Here is a 20287-nt window from a genome sequence, read left to right as displayed (position 1 = left end):
TACAACTGTGCCAAGAACAGCGCCGCCAGGGCCACGGATCGTAGCCGTAGATCCAGCCTCGCCAGTGATCGTGAGCGTGCGTCCATCCTCTCCAAGTGTTACTTCAGGAGCGTCTGGTGCATCCGTATCAGCGTCGGCATCGGCATCGGCATCAGCGTCAGCGTCAGCGTCGGCGTCCGCATCGGCATCGGCATCAGCGTCAGCGTCTGCGTCTGCGTCCGCATCGGCATCTGCGTCAGCATCTGCGTCTGCGTCTGCGTCGGCGTCGGCGTCCGCATCAGCGTCTGCATCTGCGTCGGCGTCCGCATCGGCGTCGGCGTCGGCATCTGCGTCAGCGTCAGCGTCGCTATCATCATCATTATCGCTTCGAGAACCAGCACCAATTGCTGCACCCAAAGCTCCCAAACCGGCGAGCCCAAGCAGGACCGGCCCCAGATCGCCACCGCCACCTGCAAGCTGATCAACACCTTGAATTTCCGAGAAATTAAAATCTGCCAGCCCATCGCTGTGATTACCAGCCCAGAGCTGGCCGTTTTCATCTTGCAGGACGAGGTCGTTGTCCTGACCGTCGCTATAGTGCGTGTAATAATTAACGATGCGAATTGTATCGCCATTATGCAATCTGATGAGGAGGTCATCTCCAATTCTTTGATATTCAGAAATAGATTTTGGATTTAAAGAAATTTTGACGACGCTCGGCGCCGAAAGGATAATATCATTACCAGTTACTGTTCGCGAACTACCACTCGCCTTATTCGTGACAACTGCAACCATGACGCTCTCCTCAATTCGCGAATGAGCTTCAAGGGTCAATAATTAACGAGTTCAGGCACTTACAAAATAAGATCAACTGACACGTAATATTCTCAAACGATGCTATCTAAAAAATTTATAAATACCTATACACAGCAAGAAATGTTTTCTCCAAAAAAAGTCAGTAATCTTCATTTGTAATAAATGCTGAATCGACCCCTCAAAGACGCTAACTACCCAAATATCACTTTCAACATGAGGAAAAGCAAAGTCTATGCTGATACTAACAAAAATTGTTCTAAAGCGACAAAAGTCGATTTTTTTGTTGTGGTATTTGATTAGTCATCGTTCCGTAAAAACCAAGCCCGCTTACTCTGCTCCCTTATAACTGGACCACTTATGATTGGAGTTTTCCGCGCTATTTTCCCGGCGGTCCAATGTTGGGGCTGAGTGCACTCGGAACAAATGCTTAGAGTTATGGTTTAACTCTTAATACATCGCGTCATATGCAGATCGATTAAACACCAGATACGAACGTGTTCAACACTGTCTGAGGGGAGGTTTCAGGGCAACTGGTCATCGATTCAGTATAGACTAGTGAAGATTTAAAATTACAACGCACCTGCTCGCTTATTCAGCTCAAGGCAGTGTTGATCTGAAGTATGAGCGAGTGGTGTTACATTCACGTTCCGAGCACATTTATAAGTCTTGAATTAGATAGCCATTTTTTCAGTGGCTCAGGTTTTTTACCGTCAGGCAGAATAACTTGAAGATGATTGTAGATCACGTGCGAACTGAAGGGCTTTCTTACAAAAATGGCTCCATCAGGTACATCATTGTCTTCTGGCACCATCATCCCGGAAGCAATTAAAATTCCTATGTGAGGCCAATGTTTTGAACAATGGCGCGCGAGATCAAAACCAGTCTGCTCACTTGGCGGCCTTTGTAAGTCTGTGAATAAAAGACGGAATCTGTCTGGACCGTCATTCAGCAATTCTAATGCTTCTTCAACATTACCGGCTTCTTTGACGCGAAAACCCGCGGATTCTAGAATATCTACAGCATCCATGCGGATTATGACGTCATCTTCGGCCACGAGGGCAAAGGGAATGCTGTTGTCAGTCATTAAACTTCCTTAAAATGCTTTTGAAATTGACAACACGCACAAACTAAAACGATCCCTCGCCGACTGACTATTTTTAAATTTTATCTTAAAGGTGGGGATTAAGTTGGGCTGATGGAACTTTAAGAACCAAAGACAATCCATCTGGACACCAATCACGAGAGATCGTCCCATTCAAACCTTGCACGGTGGCCTTTTCAAGCGTGGCCCCAAATCCTTGACGATCAGGTTGGTTGGACAGCATTTTGACGCCGATTTCTCTCCAATGAAGCTGAAGGAGTTCTGCGTCCAGATTAATCTCAATCGCCAGTTGGCCTTCTGGCGAAGAGAGCGCGCCATACTTTGCCGAGTTCGTGGTCAACTCGTGCAACAAAAGAGCCAGGGACGTCAGCGCCTTACCGGAAAGCGCTACATCGGTTCCGGTAATTGTAACAGCCGACTTTTGTTCGTTATTGTGCGGTGCGAGGATTGCTTCAATAAGCGCCACCACGGATGTGGATCTCTCGTTGGCTTCACTCGTTCCGGGTACGGGAAGAGTGAGTTCGTGCGCCCGCGCAAGGGCTTGCATGCGAGACCGCAAGTTGGTGACCAGGTCATCAATGTTGTCTGTGGATCGAGCGCTGAGGGATATCAAGCCAGATGTCAAGCCAAACAAGTTTTTAATGCGGTGATTGATTTCTTTAAGAAGAATGTCTTTTTCCTGCGCTGATTGGCGCAAGGCCGCAGCCTGAACAGCGAGCTCGTCGCGTTGAAAAGCAAGCTGTTGACGCTGCCGATATAATGCATAAAAAACATCGGCCTTGCTGCGCAATACATCCGGTTCGATAGGTTTCTGTATGAAGTCTACCGCTCCTGCTTCATAACCCTGAAAACGGCGCTGTCCACCACCACCAGCTGTTACGAAAATGATTGGCACGTGACGTGTGCGCTCGTTTCCGCGCATAAGTTCTGCGAGCTGAAAACCGTCGAGCCCAGGCATCTGAACATCGACAAGAGCAAGAGCAATATCGTGTTGAAGAAGCAGTTCAAGTGCCTGATCACCGGAATTGGCTTTTAGTATTCTCAAGCCATCCCGGCGAAGCAATGCTTCCAAGGCGATAAGATTTTCCTCAAGATCGTCAACGAGAAGAAACGAAATGGGCTCCATGTGTTGACCTAAACCTCTCTCAAATATTGCGCTATCGCTTCAAGCGATAAAATTTTGGCATCCGGACAAGAGCGGATAGCAGCCTCTGGCATCGTTGGTACGAAGGCGCTTTTGGGGTCCTGAACCAGTGTTTTGCCGCCCGCCGCCGTTATAGACTGTAAACCCTTGGCACCGTCTTCATTGCCGCCTGTCAGCACGATGCCCAGCAGTTTGGGCCCGAAGATATCGGCCGCGCTTTCAAAAAGAACATCGATAGATGGACGGGAATAGAGGACTGGTGCATCCTTGGAAAGTGACAGTGTATTGTCCCTTTCAACAAGCATATGATAATCAGGTGGTGCGAAATAGATTGTGCCAGAACACAGTGGCTGCTTATCTTCAGCCTCTTCCACCGCCAGTATGCATTTATGCCGAAAAAGTCCAGCCATCAAGCTGCGCTTGTCTGGCGGAAGATGCACCACGACCATCACAGGCAATCCAAAAGTGACCGGCAGAGAGGGCAGGATCGCCGACAATGCATCAAACGCTCCCGCCGACGCACCGATGACCACGGCCTGCGTTTTGGAGACCGTCATGACGACACCTTCTGATAAATTTTATCCTCACGCACAAAATCAGCGTAGGTCTCCGCATAACGAGAAAAGCGAACGCTTTCTTTTGCCCCCAATCCCAGGAATCCACGATGGGCTAAGGAACTTTTGAACAAGCCCAGCACGTGATTTTTCAGGTCGTGATCAAAATAGATAAGCACGTTGCGGCATGAAATCAGGTGCATCTCTCCAAAAACAGCGTCGGTCGCAAGGCTGTGATCCGAGAACACAACGTTTCGACGCAGTGACCTATCAAACGAGACCCTGCCATATGCAGCCTGATAATAGTCAGATAGCGATGTCAAACCGCCTGATTGCTGGTGATTGGAAGTGAACGACTGCACGCGATCAATCGGATAAACACCGGCCTCGGCCGCTTGGAGCGCCTCCGGATTAATATCGGTAGCGTAAAAGAGCGTTCGCTCCTCCAAACCCTCTTCACGAAAAAGAATGACCATGGAGTAAAGCTCCTCGCCACTCGAGCATCCAGCAATCCAAACCTTGAGTGAGGGATACGTTCGCAAATGCGGCACAACATGCTCGCGAATGGCTCGAAAATAGCTTGGATCACGGAACATATCGCTGACCTGAACTGTGAGGTAGCGCAGCAAATGCGGAAGTATGGTTGCATCATGCAACACACTTTCCTGCATCGCAGAAAAACTGGCAAAGCCCATCTGTTCGCGTGCCTGCCGAAGCCGACGCTTGATCGAACCAAGCGAATAGCTGCGGAAGTCATAATGGTATCGAAGGTACAGTGCCTCCAACAACAGTCTGATCTCAATTTCTTCAGCGGAGCCGTGTTCAAGTGGCCCTGTCATTTGGGCATCCAGACCCGAACAAGTGACAGGAGTTTATCAACATCCAGCGGCTTCGCCATGTAGTCATTTGCGCCGGCTTCAATACAGCGTTGCTGATCATCAGGCATCGCTTTGGCCGTCAGCGTTACAATGGGCAGTTTCTTCCAGGCTGGATTTCGACGAATTTCCTTTGTAGCTGTCAATCCATCCATGACAGGCATCATCACATCCATCAACACAAGATCAATACGTGCCTCAGCATTTTCGAGCGACCGATTGAGTGCTTCGATAGCCTCCTGGCCGTTGCGGGCAATAATGACCTGGGCACCACGCGGCTCCAAAATATTCGTGAGTGCGTAAACATTACGGATGTCGTCCTCAACGACGAGAATACGACGACCCTCAAGCATCGCATCGCGATGACGCGCTTTGCGGATCATCTGTTGCTGTTCTGCGGGCAATTCAGAAATGATCTGATGCAGGAAAAGGCTGACTTCGTCGAGCAGTCGCTCGGGGGACTTTGCACCTTTAATGATAATTGACTTGGAATACCGCCGGAGTTTCTGCTCACTTTCGCTGGAAAGTTCTCTTCCGGTATAAACAATTACTGGTGGAAATGCGTAGGCAGTTTCATTGCTAAGTGTTTCAAGCAGTGAGAAGCCTGATTCATCGGGCAAAGAAAGATCCAGCACCATGCAATCAAAAGTCTGCTCGCGCAGCAGATCGAGGCATTCGGCCACATTGCCGGCAGTTGTAGTCTCAACATCGCTTGAACCTAAAAGTTTTGCAACCGCTTCACGCTGCCGCTCATCATCTTCAACGATGAGAACCTTATGTACACGTTTGGTTATTCGATTTTGCAGCTGGCTCAGAACATCAACAAGCTCCTCACGACTGACTGGTTTGTTAAGATAACCAACAGCGCCAAGCGCGTAAGCGGTTCTGGTATGATCGCCCGCAGAAATGACATGGATTGGGATATGACGGGTGCGCACGTCATTTTTTAACCGATCGAGAACTGATAAACCGGACTCGTCAGGCAGGCCAACATCCAACACGATAGCATTTGGCGAAAACTCACGCGCTAAGCGCACGGCCTCCTCTGCTGTGCGGGCCACAACAGAATGAAACCCCATCTCACGAGACAGATCGCGCACAATTGCGGCGAATGTGTCATCGTCTTCGATAACCAGAAGAACACGCCTGTCATCAGTGAGCGCATCCCGATCGTCTTCCAAATGAAAAGGTTGTGGCAAGCTCTTGGATGTAACTGGCGTGTTCGTTGGCGTTTCTCCCGCCGCAACAACCTGCGTGAGGGGCAACGCGCTTTTCCCGCCAGGCTCATATCGCAGCGGCAAAGTGACGGTGAAATTGCTGCCTTGTCCGAGAGTGCTTTCCACACTTATTGCGCCACCCAACAATCTGGCAAGCTGCCTTGAGATAGACAGACCAAGTCCAGTGCCGCCAAATCGTCGGCTGATAGTGCTGTCCGCTTGATGAAATGCTTCGAAGATACTTTTGAGCTGGTCTGAAGATATCCCAATGCCACTGTCTTTTACGGAAAAGCTGATTTGTTGCCCTTCTTGTAGTCGGATTGACACCTCGACTTGTCCACGTTCAGTGAATTTGATGGCATTGGCGAGAAGATTTTTAAGTATTTGATCCAGTCGCTGAGGGTCTGTGACAAACGATTTCGGCAGACGATCATCAACCTCGATAACAAGCTTAAGGTCTTTTTCATCTGCCAACGGCTGAAACAGCTGCTTCAGACTTGTCGAAAGACGTGCAAGAGGCGTGACTTCCGGATGAATTTCAACGTGACCGGCTTCGATTTTTGATAAATCAAGAATGTCATTAATGAGATTGAGAAGATCATTGCCCGAAGACTGGATGGTTCGCGCATATTTGACTTGGTCTTGAGTCAAGTTTTCGTCGGGATTGTCCGCAAGAAGCTTAGCAAGGATCAACGACGAATTCAGCGGTGTGCGCAGCTCATGCGACATGTTTGCTAGAAAATCAGATTTATACTGGCTAGAGCGTTCAAGCTCATCGGCTTTCATCTGCACTGACGCGTGCACACGTTCCAGATCACTGCGTTGTAGTTCCAGTTGGTTTGCCTGCTCTTCAAGTTGGCTGTTAGTTTGCTCAAGTTCAGCTTGTTGTTGCTCGAGCCGCGACTGCGATTCCTTCAAGACCCGGCTTTGCTCTTCGAGTTCTTCGTTGGAAACACGAAGCTCTTCGCCCTGAGCCTGCAACTCTTCAGACTGTTGCTGTGTCTCTTCGAGCAAATTCTGCAACTCATCACGATATGCTGCAGCCTGGACGCTCTCCGCAATCGTTTCGGCAGCCCTGTTCAACAGCGTCACTACTTTTTCGTCTGCTCGTTCCAGAAAACCAAGTTCTACTACTGAGTTGACCGTGCCATTTAAGGCCGCTGGAATGATAACGAGATGACGTGGTTTGTCCCTGCCGAGTGCTGATCCAAAGGCCAGATATCCGTCTGGAACATCGTTGAGAACAATTAGATCCCCTTTTGCCGCTGCTTGCCCTAACAATCCTTGGCGTGTAGCAAAAGCTTCAGGCACACTATTCGTGTCTGGTACGCCCAAAACAGCGCCCAGTCGATATTGACCACCACTGCCGCTGAAAAAAGCTCCCGCCACAGCGCCCGTATATTGCGTCAGATAGTCGAGGATATTTTCACCCAATTCATCAATGCGCTGATCGCCTATCATTGCCGATGCGAGGCCAATTTCGCCAGTCTGCAGCCATTCATCGCGGTATTGTCTAAGGGATGCGTTCCGAATGAGGTACCCGACTACCAATGTAAGAATTATACCGAGGACTGCCGCAAGAACCGTACTTATTAGCGCTTGTTGCTGCGCCTTTGCCATTTCTGATAAGCGCTCGCTGCGTACATTGTTCTCGACCTCTGACATTGCGCTAATACCATCGCGAATAGCATCCATTTCGAGCTTACCGCGATCAGAGCGAACCAGAGCAAGCGCGGCATCAAATCCACCGCTTCTCCTGAGCGCAATTGCATCGGCCAATTCACCGAGCTTAGCGTTGACATGCTGCCTGAGACTATCAAGCCTTTCGCTTTGTCCTAAGTTTTCTCCCGTACGTTCAGCAACCTTTGCGATTTCATTATCGATCGCGCTGCGTGCGGTCTGGTAAGGGGCAAGGTAACTGACCTCACCAGTTAAAAGATATCCTCTCTGGCCCGTTTCTGCATCTTGCAGCTTTGAGAAAAGGCTTTGCAGGGAGACAATAGCCTGATGCGTCTGAACAATTTTCTGGTTTGCTTCGCGGATACCTTGAAAATTGAAATAGGTCAGAACGCCGCTTATCGCAAAAAACAATAAAGCGGCAGCGAGGCCCATGGCCACACCGAAATCAAGGCCTAAAAGCCTTCCTGACCGGATGAAACGGTGGCTTGTTTTCATGGCTGTCTCGCGACGATGTTGCAGTTGCACTGACTGAAATAACAGCCATCACGCTTTGAAAGCCTCGAAAAACTTATGGCAGACTGAGGCGCTTGAGCGCAACACAACAGCATGATTCGTATCCCGCTCATTAATAAGGTCAAATCAATAGCTTAAAGCTATAAAAACGCCAGTGCACTAGTAGACATATATTTTATTAACACGCAATGATCTGCCATTTCATAGTGCTTTAGAGGTATTGAAATACCAGCCCAAAAAGTGTTCAGCCAGCGATGGCTCAGGAAACGTGGAGATAAATTCAACCCGGATTGGTGCTTGCTTAGAATCTCTGCGCTTTCGAACTGCTTGCTTAATAAATCAAACTCAGCTCCGCCCCCCTAACTAAAAAAGTTTAATACGACGGGCTGGCACAATCGAGGGAACAATCCCTCTTTGCTTACGTTGGTTTGAAAGGAGCCGCGCTGTGTCAAACGGACTCGACGGTGCTGAAGAACATCAGGATTTTTCCGTTTTCCCTTGATGGCCAACGAAACGGCAGACGAGCTTCTTACCCGTCCGGCGCGCGCTCCGCCCGCTCGAAATTTTCAATAGATCCCAATGCTAAGATGTCTAATTTTTCTGCAATTCAACGACATCGATCAAATACCGAGAAATTGGAAAGGACCAAAATATGAAAGCTATAAAGAATGCAAAGATCGTTATACTGGCAACTGATGGTTATGAGCGTTCCGAGCTCCATGTCCCTTATGAAGAACTGCAGCGCCGGGGTGCAAACGTAAAAATCGCGTCCATTCAAAGCGGTGCGATCAAGAGTTGGGACAACTCCAATTGGGGTGATTCAGTCAACGTCGACCTTTTGGCAGAGAATGTTAACGTTGAAGACTTCGATGCGCTTGTGCTGCCGGGCGGTCAGATTAATCCTGACAAGCTGCGAACTGATGAAAACGCCATGCGTGTTGTGCGCGAATTTACCCAATCTGGCAAAATCGTTGCTGCGATATGCCATGCGCCCTGGTTGTTGATAGAAGCAGATGCGATCAGAGGACGAAATGTAACTTCCTACGGCTCAATTAAGACAGATGTGCGAAATGCCGGTGGCGTGTGGTCAGACGAAAAGGTTGTAGTCGATCAGGGTATTATCACATCCCGTTCGCCGGACGATCTTGATGCATTTGTGAACAAGATCGTCGAAGAAATCGAAGAAGGGCGTCATCTGCGCCGCGTTGGCTGACAAATTGCATATCTTGTCTGGTAACTTACTTGGTTGGTAGCCCTCTACTGGAGAGAAAGGGATTAAGATCATGCAAAGCAAAATGTTATTAAATGACGATGAACGTGTTTTTATGCTTATCGTTGACCCCGGTGAAGAAGCTTTCGAAACCATTAGAGACTTCGCAATCAAACAAGATATTACTGCCGCTTCAGTTACAGCCATCGGCGCGTTCGAGACTGCCATGCTAGCCTTCTTCGATCTGACATCAAAATCTTATTTAAATATTCCCGTCGACGCTCAAAGCGAGGTTTTGAGCCTGATAGGCGATGTCACGCTAGATGAGAAGGGAAAACCAAATCCACATTTGCATGCCGTTCTCGGTCTGGCAGACGGGCACACGCGGGGCGGCCATTTTGTCAACGGGTATGTAAGGCCGACCCTCGAAGTGATCATTAGGGAGACACCTCAAGAGTTGCGACGTCGCTATCGTCCAGAATTTGGCATTGCACTTATCGATACGTCGAGCTGAGCGGGGAACCAGTGTCTGAGACAAGCGTTAATGCTGACATGGAGCTGGAGGCTTTTCATGGTGGCAATTGCAGCAGGCAGACCTGGGGACCATAAAGCCAGTCACGTTATTATCGGTATCGCGCGTGGTGTTGCAGGAGCACTTCTTTTCGCTCTGCCGATGTTGATGACTATGGAAATGTGGTTCCTTGGCCTATACGTAAATCGCTCGCGTCTGCTGCTACTTTGCCTTCTCAATTTGCCTTTGCTTTGGGTACTCGCCAGGCGGATAGGTTTTGAAAAGACCACCACTTGGCATGAAGCATTTCGTGATGCCGTAATAGCTTATGGGCTGGGTATTGCCGTAAGTGCCGCCATTTTGCTTCTTCTGGGCGTTATTGATGACCAGTTGACCATCAGCATCATGGTGGCCAAAATTGCTTTGCAGTCTGTGCCAGCCAGTATCGGCGCATTACTGGGACGCAGTCAGCTTGGATTTCGCTCGGAAGAACGCGACAAACAAGACGGTGAATATGAAGGCGAAACCGGATATCTCCATGAACTTTTCATGATGTTGGTTGGATCGCTGTTTCTCAGTCTCAATGTCGCCCCAACTGATGAAATGATCCTAATTGCGTATAAGATCAGCCCGTTTCATACCGCCTGCATCGCCCTGATCTCCGTTACGCTAATGCACGGCTTTGTTTACGCGCTTCATTTTAAGGGCTCACATAGCACCTCAGCGGGAATGCCTTGGTGGGAACCCTTCATCCGTTTCACAATGCCTGGATATGTCATCGCCATCGTGGTCAGCATTTATGCCTTGTGGACTTTTGAACGTCTCGATCACACATCCCTCTCCCAAATACTTACTGCCGCCGTCATCCTCGGATTCCCCGCCTCCATCGGCGCTGCCGCCGCACGTCTCATATTGTGATTGAACGATGACAAAATCCAAAGGCAATACACATACCGAAACCGCTCAACCTCATTGGTTAGAATGGGTTGCAGGCGGAATTTGCACTTTGTTGGTCATTGCCCTTTTCGTATGGATTGGCCGGGACATTTATCGATATGAAGTTCAAGAGCCTCAGTTCGACATATCAATCATGTCGATAAACTCTATGAACAAAGTTTACCGCGTAACGTTCGATCTCCGTAACACTTCTCTTTCAACAGCCGCCCAGGTGCAGGTTCGCGGAGACATTTCCTCATCCAGCAGCACTGAAAGCTCTGACATAACGTTCGATTACGTCGCATCTGAATCCCATGAGACGGGGATCTTATTTTTTAAAACCAACCCATCGTCCGGCACACTCACTATCCATGTGGTCGGCTACAAAGAGCCATAATAGCTGCACATGAAAGAGCGTCATGACAGAACAAAAGCTTACGAAGACTCGTGATCTGCGAGATTCTCGTCCCCTATGGATTGATAGCCCTCGTATCACTGTACGAAGCAAAAGCTCCATTGGCATGGATCACTACGATATTGTGATCGTCGGCGCGGGGATTAGCGGAGCGCTCGTTGCGCAAGCTCTCGTCAAACCCGGCAAGTCCATACTCATTATTGATAAACGCACTCCTGTTCATGGCAGTAGTATTGCCAGCACGGCAATGATCCAGCACGAAATTGATGTGCCCTTACATAAGCTTCAAAAAATGATCGGACAAGAACAGGCAAACAGGGCCTGGTTGCGTTCTGCAAAAGCTGTGCTTAAACTCGAAGAAATTGTTCGCTCGCTTGAAATTTCCTGCTTCATGCAACGCAAGCAAGCACTCTACGTTGCAGGTGACGAAATTGGAGCCCGCGGTCTTAAAAATGAAATGGAAGCACGTGTAAAAGCTGGAATAGGCGCGCAGTTCATTGATAAGGTTGGTATGAAAAAGCTCTACGATATTGAGCGTAGTGGCGCCATATTGAGTGACATATCCGCATCCGCCAACCCCGGTCAGTTGACCGCTGGATTGCTACGTCATGCGGCCAGGGTTGGGGCTGAAATCGTGAGCGGAGTGGAAATCACTGACATAAAGGCCTTCAAAGAGAGGGTCGTTCTGGGAACTGCAGCAGGCAAACTAATATCCGCTGGACATGTCGTATTCTGTACTGGTTATGAGTTTCTTCAGAGCCTTGCCAACAAAAAACACGAGATCATTTCAACATGGGCGATAGCGAGTAAAGCAGGCGTCGCCCTTCCCCACTGGCTGAAAAACCATATCCTTTGGGAAGCATCCGACCCCTATCTTTATCTGAGAACAGATAATCAGGGACGTTTGATCGCGGGCGGTGAAGATGAGAACAACGCCAGCGCTTATCACTCTGAAGAAAAACTGCATAAAAAAGAGAAGACTATCCAGCGAAAAGTGAGTAAACTGCTTGGTGTTGATATTGGACCAGTGGAATACCGATGGGCTGCCGCTTTCGGCTCAACAACCACAGGACTGCCGTTGATTGGCCCAGTACCTGATTTGCAAAATGTCTACTGTGTAATGGGATTTGGTGGCAATGGTATTACTTACAGCCAGATTGCTGCGGAGATAATCTCTACCGCAATTAATGGAGCTCGAGACGCCGACGCGGAGTTGTTCGCGCTAAAATGACAGCTTAGCCTAAAATCCTCTCAAATTGTGGAACGACGTGAGAAGGCGAACGTTACCTTTATAAGCATTTAATTACTCGCATCGGACGTGCAATTCGAGCGAGCCTTTAATTTGCAATATGGAGGACAATTATGATGAGGGACCGCCTTACAAAGCAGGATCCACGCATTCAATATCCGGCTCCACCCTTTGATGCGCAACCACAACCGATGCCGGGACTGGTTGAAAACATGCTTCCAGCCCCAGATCACGGAGAGAAAAGCTATAAAGGCTCGGGAAAGCTGACAGGACGAAAGGCTCTGATCACCGGCGGTGATTCAGGGATCGGTCGCGCAGTGGCAATTGCGTTTGCTCGCGAAGGTGCTGATGTAGCGATTTCGTACCTTGAGGAAGAGCAATCCGATGCCGAAACCGTAATCGATCTTATAAAAGCAGAAGGTCGGATTGGCATATCTCTTCCAGGGGACATATCAGACGAGGCATGGTGCCGAAATATGGTGGAAATGGCGTTTCGTGATCTTGGTGGCCTGGACATCCTCGTCATCAATGCCGCCAGACAACAATACCGCGAGGATATCAGCGAATTGTCGAGCGCTGACTTCGACAAGACGATGAAAACAAATCTCTATGCGCTTCATTGGATTACCCAGGCGGCCACCCCGCACCTTTATGCAGGGGCTTCGGTTATTACTACCGCATCAATCCAGGCATATGACCCTTCACATATCCTATTGGATTACGCTACGACCAAAGCAGGCATTATTGCTTACACCAAAGGCCTTTCTAAACAACTCATTGAGAAAGGTGTGCGTGTCAATGCTGTGGCACCCGGCCCCTTCTGGACAGTGCTTCAACCAAGTGGCGGGCAACCCGATGAAAAGGTGCGCCATTTTGGAGAAAGCAGTGACTTTGGACGCCCCGGTCAACCTGTTGAGATAGCCCCCATTTATGTCTTGCTCGCTTCGCAAGAGGCAAGCTTCATCAATGGTGAGGTTTATGGTGCAACAGGCGGCCGTGGAATAGGGTAATTGTGGGACAGTGGCCATGTCAAAAAATCCGATAAAATCGCAAGGAAATTCATTCGATGCCCGCGATCGGCTCATCCTTGTCCTTTATGCCCAGCTGCGCGCTGAACGGGAGACGCGCGAGGCGATGGAGTGGGTCTTGCGAAACAACTGTCTTTCGACAGATGTTCTGGAGGCTATGGCGTCCGATCCTATACCGGTCGTCACGGTGGAAGATATCCAGATGATTGATCAATCAGTGAGCAAATTGCGTTCAGCGTCGAAAAAGTTGAGCCCTCACCATGATCTCTGAGAATTAGTGGCAGTCAATCTCTCGGTTTTATTGCTGGAGTGAACAGAAGGAATACCACCATGGTGGCTCCGCGAGCGAACTGGAAGGGTTTCATTAAATTCGGTGAAGTGTCCTGCCCCGTGGCGCTTTACACTGCTGCATCTACCTCAGACAGGATAAGTTTTAACATTCTAAATCGCAAAACCGGAAACCGTGTAAGACGGGAGTTCGTCGATAGCGAAACCGGTGATGTTGTGGATCGCGACAAACAGGTCAAGGGTTATGAGATCGACGATGGTCGCTATGTCGTGTTGGAGGCGGATGAAATATCAGCAGCAGTCCCGGAAAGCGACAAGACCCTGATGATTGATGCATTCATTCCCTGCTCGCAGGTCGACAATGTTTATTTTGACAAACCCTATTACCTGGCACCCGATAGAAGAGGCATAGAAGCCTTTGTACTTTTACGCGACGGCATGAAACAGCAAAAGGTTGCAGCGATTGCGAGAACCGTGTTGTTTCGTCGGCTGCGAACGGTCTTAATCCGTCCGCACAGTGAAGGGTTAATCGCCACAACGCTGAATTTCGATTATGAAGTACGCGCATCCGAAGAAGCTTTCGAGGAACTTCCCGATCTCAAGATCAAAGGCGAGATGCTCGAACTGGCAAAGCATATCATTGCAACGAAGACCAGCTCATTTGATATCACCAAGTTTGAAGACCGCTACGACGAAGCGCTGAATGAACTTGTAAAAGCCAAGATGGAAGGCCGGTCGATTCCAAGAAGAAAAACTCCCGCTGCCTCAAAGCCAGCCGATCTTCTCAAGGCGTTGCGTGAAAGTGCTGCTATGGATACGAACAAGAAAAAGTCCAAGCGTCCAGCGGCCAATGTCAACTCGGGCGAACAAGGGCAAAAGACTGCCGCAAAACCGAACCATAACGCTCCGAAGGGCCGTAAGGCAAGCTGATAGGAAATCACCATGGCTATTCGTTCTTACTGGAAGGGGTATCTGAAGCTGTCACTCGTGACCTGCGGAGTTCAAATGGTACCCGCAACATCCGAAAGTGAGCGGGTTCGTTTCCACACGCTAAATCGGCCAACCGGTAACCGTGTCATTAGTCAATATGTGGATTCAGTGACAGGAAAAACCGTCAGGGAAGAGGACGAGGTGAAAGGGTATAAGCGTGGTGAAGTTGACTACGTGATACTGGAAGATGACGAGTTAGAGAATGTGTCCCTCGACAGTACCAAAACCATTGATATTTCAACCTTCATACCGCGCGACAGCATTGAATGGATCTGGCTCGATACGCCCTATTATTTGTCTCCAAATGAACCGGTCGGCCAAGAGGCATTCTCCGTCATTCGTGATGCGATGGAAGCGCAGAAAATGGTAGGCATATCCCGGCTGGTCATCGCCCGCCGCGAACGCGCTGTGATGCTGGAGCCCCGGGGCAAAGGCATAGTGCTCTGGACCTTGCGCTACGGTGACGAGGTTCGTGATGAGGAAAGTTATTTCAAAGGCGTCAGTAAAGAAAAGCCAGATGCCGATATGATGCAGTTGGTACAGAAACTAATTAAAAGCCAGACAAGGAATTGGGATGCCAGTATGGTGATTGATCCTGTGCAGGATCGGCTGCTCGATATTATTGAAACTCGGAAAAAGATGCTTAAAAAGCCGGCGAAAAGCAGAGCGAAAAAACAGTCCCACGAAACAGCTGACAATGTGATCAATATCATGGATGCATTGCGCAAATCTCTCGCTGAACAAAAGCAGCCGCGAAAGTAAGTCTTGCCGTTGATACTTCAGGCCCCGTTGATATTGGCCAGCCGCTTTATCGCCTCTGCAAGCGGCCGTTGGCTCTGATTATAATCCTGCCAGGCAGTTATGTTTGATAAGAGCCTTGGCACAGTGCTAATATTGAAACGTTTCGGATCGAGGTCGGGTGTGACCTGCGACCAATTAAGTGGCATGGAGACGGGAGCGCCCGGGCGGGCGCGTGGTGAAAGCGGCGCAACAGCTGTCGCCATGCGGTCATTTCGCAGATAATCGAGGAAAATACGCCCCTCGCGTTGGTTCTTCGCCATTTTGATCAGGTAAAGGTCTGGATTGTCTCGTGCCATTTGCTTACAAATATCGTGAGCAAACATCTTTGCCGCATCCCAGCCTTCGACCTTCTCTTTGTACGAGGCAAGCGGCGTGACCACATGCAAGCCTTTACCGCCGGTGGTCTTACAAAAGCTCAGAAGACCAAGTTCCTCCAGCCGGTCACGTATCTCTCGCGCCGCGGCAACGATATTTGGAAACGCGACACCAGGACCGGGGTCCAGATCGAAGACCAGACGACCTGGATTATCGGGTTTGCCCGGCTGGCAATTCCACGGATGAAGCTCTGCACCACCGATCTGAGCGATGGCAGCGAGCCCCTCAATCCGGTCGATCTGCAGATAGGGCGTGCGGTCACCGCTTATGGTGACAAGTTCCAGGAGGTTTGACATACCTTTCATTGCATGACGCTGAAAAAATTGTTCACCCTCAATGCCATCGGGTGTCCGCAGGATCGAACATGGCCTACCCTTTAAGTGTTCTATCATCCAGGGGCCTATGGCCTCGTAATATCGTGCAAGCTCAAGCTTGCTAACCGCCTTGCAATCCTCAGTATCGGGCCATAACGGCTTGTTGGGATGGGAAATCATCACCCCCATCACCTGCGCCTTGCGGCCTCTGGCAGAACGTTCGGGATGGGGCCTGGCCGTCTCCGGTTGAGGTAAATCAGTCTCTTCGGGATTTGTCGGTGTCTCTGTCTCAACCTCCTCCGCAGGTTTGTCTTCGCGCAAGCCCTTGAATGACGCCTGACGTATCTGACCATCTCCTGTCCATCCGGCGAATTCGATCTCGGCCACCAATTCGGGCTTAAGCCAGACGATGTCATCATGGCTTTTTGGAGCATCCAAGCCTGTAAACGGCGACGTAGATGTTTCCAGCGCTTGCAACTTGGGCAAAATGGTCTGCACCACTTTGGCACTATACCCCGTTCCGACACGACCAACATAGACGAATTGGCCGTCGCGATTGACGCCTACCAATAAAGACCGAAACTTGCCATTGGTTTTAGCGTAGGCACCGATTACCACCTCATGACCGGCACGGCATTTGGATTTCGTCCAGGACTGGCTCCTGCCCGAGCGATAGGGCGCATCGGCTTTTTTGGAAATGATCCCCTCAAGTGACAGGCGACAGGCGGAGTAGAGAACGGCATCTCCACCGGTATCAAAATGCTCAACAAATCGAATACGCGTATTCTCACCTGTGTCTGATAAAAGCGCCTCAAGCCTATGCTTGCGCTCAAAAAGCGGCAGTTCGCGTGTGTCCTCATGGCCTTCAAACAGCATATCAAAGGCAAAGAATACTAGGGCATCTGTTTGCTCTTTTGAAAGAGCTGCCTGCAGGATTGCGAAGTCCGGTGCCCCGTGGTCATCAAGTGCGCAAATTTCTCCATCGATAATTGCATCGGGAAGCATGCATGCTGCTTTTTCGATGGCACGGAACTTTATCGTCCAATCGACGCCTTTTCTCGTCTTCAGGGTAACCGTGCCGCGTTCGATGCGCATCTGCAGCCGATAGCCATCAAACTTGATTTCATGGAGCCAGCCAGGGGCAGATGGCGGCCGCGCCAAGGTCTTGCACAATTGCGGTGGTATAAATGCAGGCATAACTGATGCGTTGCCGGCAATCTTGCGACGCACAGGAGCCAATTTTTCGTTCCGCTTTTCAGAGGGGGGCTTAACTCTTCCACCGGTCTTGCGCTCCTGAGCGGCCAGACCACGACTACTATCCCACACAGCATCTGCCTCGACGCCGGCGGTTGTGGTCATAAATGGCTTTGGTTTTCTGCCTGTGCCAGACGCGATAACCTCCATCGTTCGTCCGGACGCCACCGACTTGAAGTACTTCTCGAGGACCCCTGCGCCATTCTCTGCCACGGAGAACTCATCTTCGTGTTTGATCAGCAGCCAGTTAATGCGGTTACCAGCATTGCGATCATGGCGCATGCGCACCAGCACGAAACTGCCATGTAAGCGGTCGCCCTCAAGGGTGAACTTCAGATCGCCCTTCTCAAGGGCTTCTTGCGGTGTTCTATTGCCTTCAGGTTCCCAGTAACCCCGGTCCCATAGCATAACGGTACCACCACCATATTGCTTCTTTGGGATTATCCCTTCGAAGTCGCCGTAATCGAGCGGGTGATCCTCAACTTCGACTGCAAGGCGCTTGTCATGAGGATCAAGTGACGGCCCTTTTGTGACTGCCCAGGATTTGAAAACGCCATCCAGTTCAAGTCGAAGATCATAGTGAAGCCGGGTCGCGTCGTGCTTCTGAATGACGAAACGTCTTTGTTTTGAACGGTTTTTTAAAGTTGAATTCTTCGGTTCAGTCGTTAAGCTGAAGTCGCGCTTACTTCTGTACAAAGAAAGCTTATCTGTCGCCATAGCCGCATACCGCACATGTAACCAAGATTTCTGGACGCCAGCATCGACTAAACAAAATTGTATTTCCCAGACGCAGTGCGTTCAGATTCCGTTTAATTCTTGTTTTCTTGAAAGATAGCTAAAAATGAAAGTATTTATTTGCTAAATCTGTCAGCTTTCTGCTTTGAATTTCTTCGCTTCTTTGAGCAAATCAGGGTGATCACGTCCAAGTGATTGAATCAATTCTTTTGCCTTAAGAGGGGAAAGATCGGAATTCTCAGTTAGAAATTTAACGTCCTTGTCATGCGTCAATGGATCAGTAGATTCAGGTTTCATTTCCTCAATGCCTTCTTGTTGGATTATCAGGGCTATTAATTTTGAAAGCCGCCAAAGCGGCTTTCAAAAAATTAGCTTACAAGCCTACATCATATGTTCTGAAACCTTGCCCTCTGCATCAAGCGAGAGCATTACGTTTTTACCGTCCTTCATAGCGGAAGCCTCCCATACCCCCTGATCGTTGAGCTTTAATCCTGTGAGGTCAGTGTATCCTGCTTTACCTAACAACTCAGTTGCCTGCGCCTCGGTTATGCTGTTCTGGCCGGCATCAGGTGTTTTGTCATCGTGTGTCGGGGTGTTCGTTGCGCCCGGCGCATCAGTGTTGGGTGTTTGAGTTGCCTGTGCACCAGCAATTGCTGGTACGAGCACCATTGCACTGGCAAGTAGAAGGGCAGAGATTTTCATAACAATTCCTCCAATTGTGTTTCCTACAAATATCAACCCTCTTTCAAGGTTAAGGTTCCATTGGAAATTGAGAGAGATGCGGTCTGCCGGGCAGATTAACGCTGGACGTAAATTTACTTTGAGAGCAATTGAGCCCGTATCGCTGCCGCGTTTTGATGCTGGATTTCCAATAATTGATCGTTCAAACAGCATGGCGAAAGAATGAAACCGTATTGCGAACTGTCAATAAATGGAGTTCGGGATGGTGACTGCAAGTTCTGGCAGAAACGCTCTCTTACTCGCATGATGTCCAAGAGGTTGACTCTTAATTGTGTGGGGGTATGCTTGTTTCATCGTCACCAATCCGAATACGTAGGCGGTGACGGCTGAGGGTTCATATGTGCTCTTGCCTGCCAGGAAGGAGGAGCACCATGGTTCTCCTCAACACTGCATGCGACACAGACCCGTTCAACTTGAGGCGGTTGCTGTATAACAAAGCGAGCTTCTACACTTCGAACGAGCGTTTAAGATTGCAAATCGTTGAGACGACAATTTCGCTATTGATAGATCAGGTCGATCAGTTTGAAATCAAAGGCACTGACAATCTTATTTCAGAGACCATTCATCGAATTGGTGTTCAAACAATTCGCAGCGGTGCTTATCCACCATAGAATAGTGTGAAAACAGCCCTGGAGAATTCTTTACCAAAGCATAGCATTGTTGCATATCGGGCAACCAAGTTTTTTATCTTACGTGTCGTCATAATATTTTTTCGTAAACGAGTTCAGTAGCAGCATTGCGAAAATCGCGGAACTTATGAGTTGCAATTGCATTACCTACAGGCGGGGGCTTTCTACCAAATTTGAGGGAGAGAACCATGCCAACGTCAAAAGAAAAAACGCTCGACGATCTTTTTTACGATACGCTCAAGGACATCTATTACGCTGAGCGAAAAATTGTGAAAGCGCTACCGAAGATGGCTCGCGCAGCATCGTCTCCTGAGCTTAAAACGGCCTTTGAAAAGCATAAAGACCAAACCCAGGAACACATTGAACGCCTTCAGCAGGTGTTTGAAATCCTGGGCAGGCGAGCTCAAGGCAAAACATGTGATGCCATTGAGGGTATTATTGCTGAGGGCGAAGAAATCATTGACGAGTTTAAGGGAACCAAGGCGCTTGATGCTGGTCTTATTTCATCAGCGCAGGCGGTCGAACACTACGAGATTACCCGATATGGCACCCTCAAGCGGTGGGCTTCAGAGCTTGGACATAAAGACATTGCCAAGCTGTTAGATGCCACGCTCCAGGAAGAAGGTCAGACCGACAAGGATCTCACCAAACTTGCAGAAACCAAGATCAATTTAAAAGCTGCTTAAATCGAGTAACCCCGCTTCGGCGGGGTTTTATTCATTGGAGAGAAAATGAATAAGAGAAAGTCCCCTTGGTCTGATCCTGATCTGAATCGCACGGATAAGTCATCAGATCCATCATCTGTTGAACCCAGAGACCAACAAATGCGACCTACTCATGAGCAGGGAAACGCTCCTGGCAGCTCAAGAAAGCAGCTTCCAAACGAGCCATATAAAGATCGATCTGAAGACTAAACTATCCTATCAAGTAT

At 49.2% G+C, this 20287-nt stretch carries 20 protein-coding genes; 11 read left to right on the top strand and 9 right to left on the bottom strand.

Translation table 11 applies throughout. The annotated features are described in order from the left end of the window. The 6 genes from J2782_RS19875 to J2782_RS19850 form a co-directional block, all read right to left on the bottom strand. Positions 1 to 774: BapA/Bap/LapF family prefix-like domain-containing protein (locus J2782_RS19875; RefSeq protein ID WP_310015661.1), on the bottom strand; the 774-nt coding region annotated here is incomplete at its 3' end. A gap of 661 nt (positions 775 to 1435) precedes the next feature. Then, on the bottom strand, positions 1436 to 1879 hold the full coding sequence (locus J2782_RS19870; protein WP_310015658.1) for a response regulator: 444 nt from the start codon (positions 1877 to 1879) through the stop codon (positions 1436 to 1438). Between the two features lie 85 nt (positions 1880 to 1964). Beyond that, the gene (locus J2782_RS19865; protein WP_404989681.1) at positions 1965 to 2969 is read right to left on the bottom strand and encodes a sensor histidine kinase; all 1005 of its coding nucleotides are present in this window, start codon (positions 2967 to 2969) and stop codon (positions 1965 to 1967) included. A gap of 62 nt (positions 2970 to 3031) precedes the next feature. Next, positions 3032 to 3598 (bottom strand): chemotaxis protein CheB, encoded by a 567-nt coding sequence (locus J2782_RS19860; protein WP_310015653.1) that lies wholly within the window; start codon positions 3596 to 3598, stop codon positions 3032 to 3034. Next, entirely contained in the window at positions 3595 to 4434 is an 840-nt protein-coding gene (locus J2782_RS19855) for a CheR family methyltransferase (RefSeq protein ID WP_310015651.1), read from the bottom strand. Before J2782_RS19855 ends, J2782_RS19860 begins: the two co-directional genes overlap by 4 nt. Further along, entirely contained in the window at positions 4431 to 7862 is a 3432-nt protein-coding gene (locus J2782_RS19850) for a response regulator (protein WP_310015648.1), read from the bottom strand. The genes J2782_RS19855 and J2782_RS19850 overlap by 4 nt, the downstream gene beginning before the upstream one ends. Positions 7863 to 8532: 670 nt before the next feature. Here J2782_RS19850 and J2782_RS19845 point away from each other — a divergent pair. The 9 genes from J2782_RS19845 (at position 8533) to ku (J2782_RS19805) (ending at position 15269) form a co-directional block, all read left to right on the top strand. Then, positions 8533 to 9093 (top strand): type 1 glutamine amidotransferase domain-containing protein, encoded by a 561-nt coding sequence (locus J2782_RS19845; protein ID WP_310015645.1) that lies wholly within the window; start codon positions 8533 to 8535, stop codon positions 9091 to 9093. 70 nt (positions 9094 to 9163) lie between these two features. Then, complete coding sequence (locus J2782_RS19840) at positions 9164 to 9604, top strand: PPC domain-containing DNA-binding protein (protein ID WP_310015643.1); 441 nt, start codon at positions 9164 to 9166, stop codon at positions 9602 to 9604. A gap of 57 nt (positions 9605 to 9661) precedes the next feature. Then, on the top strand, positions 9662 to 10519 hold the full coding sequence (locus J2782_RS19835; RefSeq protein ID WP_310015641.1) for a TIGR02587 family membrane protein: 858 nt from the start codon (positions 9662 to 9664) through the stop codon (positions 10517 to 10519). 7 nt (positions 10520 to 10526) lie between these two features. Then, entirely contained in the window at positions 10527 to 10934 is a 408-nt protein-coding gene (locus tag J2782_RS19830) for a TIGR02588 family protein (protein WP_310015639.1), read from the top strand. 22 nt (positions 10935 to 10956) lie between these two features. Continuing rightward, complete coding sequence (locus tag J2782_RS19825) at positions 10957 to 12183, top strand: NAD(P)/FAD-dependent oxidoreductase (RefSeq protein WP_310015637.1); 1227 nt, start codon at positions 10957 to 10959, stop codon at positions 12181 to 12183. Positions 12184 to 12317: 134 nt separating this feature from the next. Continuing rightward, complete coding sequence (locus J2782_RS19820) at positions 12318 to 13211, top strand: SDR family oxidoreductase (protein ID WP_310015671.1); 894 nt, start codon at positions 12318 to 12320, stop codon at positions 13209 to 13211. Between the two features lie 16 nt (positions 13212 to 13227). Further along, complete coding sequence (locus tag J2782_RS19815; protein ID WP_310015635.1) at positions 13228 to 13500, top strand: hypothetical protein; 273 nt, start codon at positions 13228 to 13230, stop codon at positions 13498 to 13500. Between the two features lie 59 nt (positions 13501 to 13559). Beyond that, positions 13560 to 14447: a non-homologous end joining protein Ku gene (gene ku / locus J2782_RS19810; RefSeq protein WP_310015633.1), complete on the top strand. Its 888-nt coding sequence runs from the start codon at positions 13560 to 13562 to the stop codon at positions 14445 to 14447. Positions 14448 to 14459: 12 nt separating this feature from the next. Further along, positions 14460 to 15269 carry a non-homologous end joining protein Ku gene (gene ku, locus J2782_RS19805; protein WP_310015630.1) on the top strand — a complete coding sequence of 270 codons (810 nt, stop codon included), beginning with the start codon at positions 14460 to 14462 and terminating at the stop codon, positions 15267 to 15269. Positions 15270 to 15286: 17 nt separating this feature from the next. Here the strand turns inward: ku (J2782_RS19805) and ligD are convergent, their stop codons facing one another. The 3 genes from ligD to J2782_RS19790 all read right to left on the bottom strand — a co-directional run bounded on the left by ligD (position 15287) and on the right by J2782_RS19790 (position 18688). Further along, a complete protein-coding gene (gene ligD, locus J2782_RS19800; RefSeq protein ID WP_310015628.1) occupies positions 15287 to 17968 on the bottom strand; it encodes a DNA ligase D in 2682 nt (893 codons plus the stop codon). Positions 17969 to 18118: 150 nt separating this feature from the next. Continuing rightward, positions 18119 to 18283, bottom strand: a complete 165-nt coding sequence (locus tag J2782_RS19795; protein WP_310015626.1) for a hypothetical protein — start codon at positions 18281 to 18283, stop codon at positions 18119 to 18121. 84 nt (positions 18284 to 18367) lie between these two features. After that, positions 18368 to 18688, bottom strand: coding sequence for a hypothetical protein (locus tag J2782_RS19790; protein WP_310015623.1), 321 nt, complete (start codon positions 18686 to 18688; stop codon positions 18368 to 18370). A 410-nt stretch (positions 18689 to 19098) separates the two neighbouring features. On the opposite strand from J2782_RS19790, the gene J2782_RS19785 reads away from it, so the two are divergent. Beyond that, positions 19099 to 19338, top strand: coding sequence for a hypothetical protein (locus J2782_RS19785; protein WP_310015622.1), 240 nt, complete (start codon positions 19099 to 19101; stop codon positions 19336 to 19338). A 206-nt stretch (positions 19339 to 19544) separates the two neighbouring features. Continuing rightward, positions 19545 to 20042 carry a YciE/YciF ferroxidase family protein gene (locus J2782_RS19780; RefSeq protein ID WP_310015621.1) on the top strand — a complete coding sequence of 166 codons (498 nt, stop codon included), beginning with the start codon at positions 19545 to 19547 and terminating at the stop codon, positions 20040 to 20042. Positions 20043 to 20287 lie beyond the last annotated feature (245 nt).

The organism is Brucella pseudogrignonensis (assembly GCF_031454375.1).
Taxonomy (GTDB): Bacteria; Pseudomonadota; Alphaproteobacteria; order Rhizobiales; family Rhizobiaceae; genus Brucella; species Brucella pseudogrignonensis_A.
This window is presented reverse-complemented; position numbering and strand designations above follow the sequence as displayed.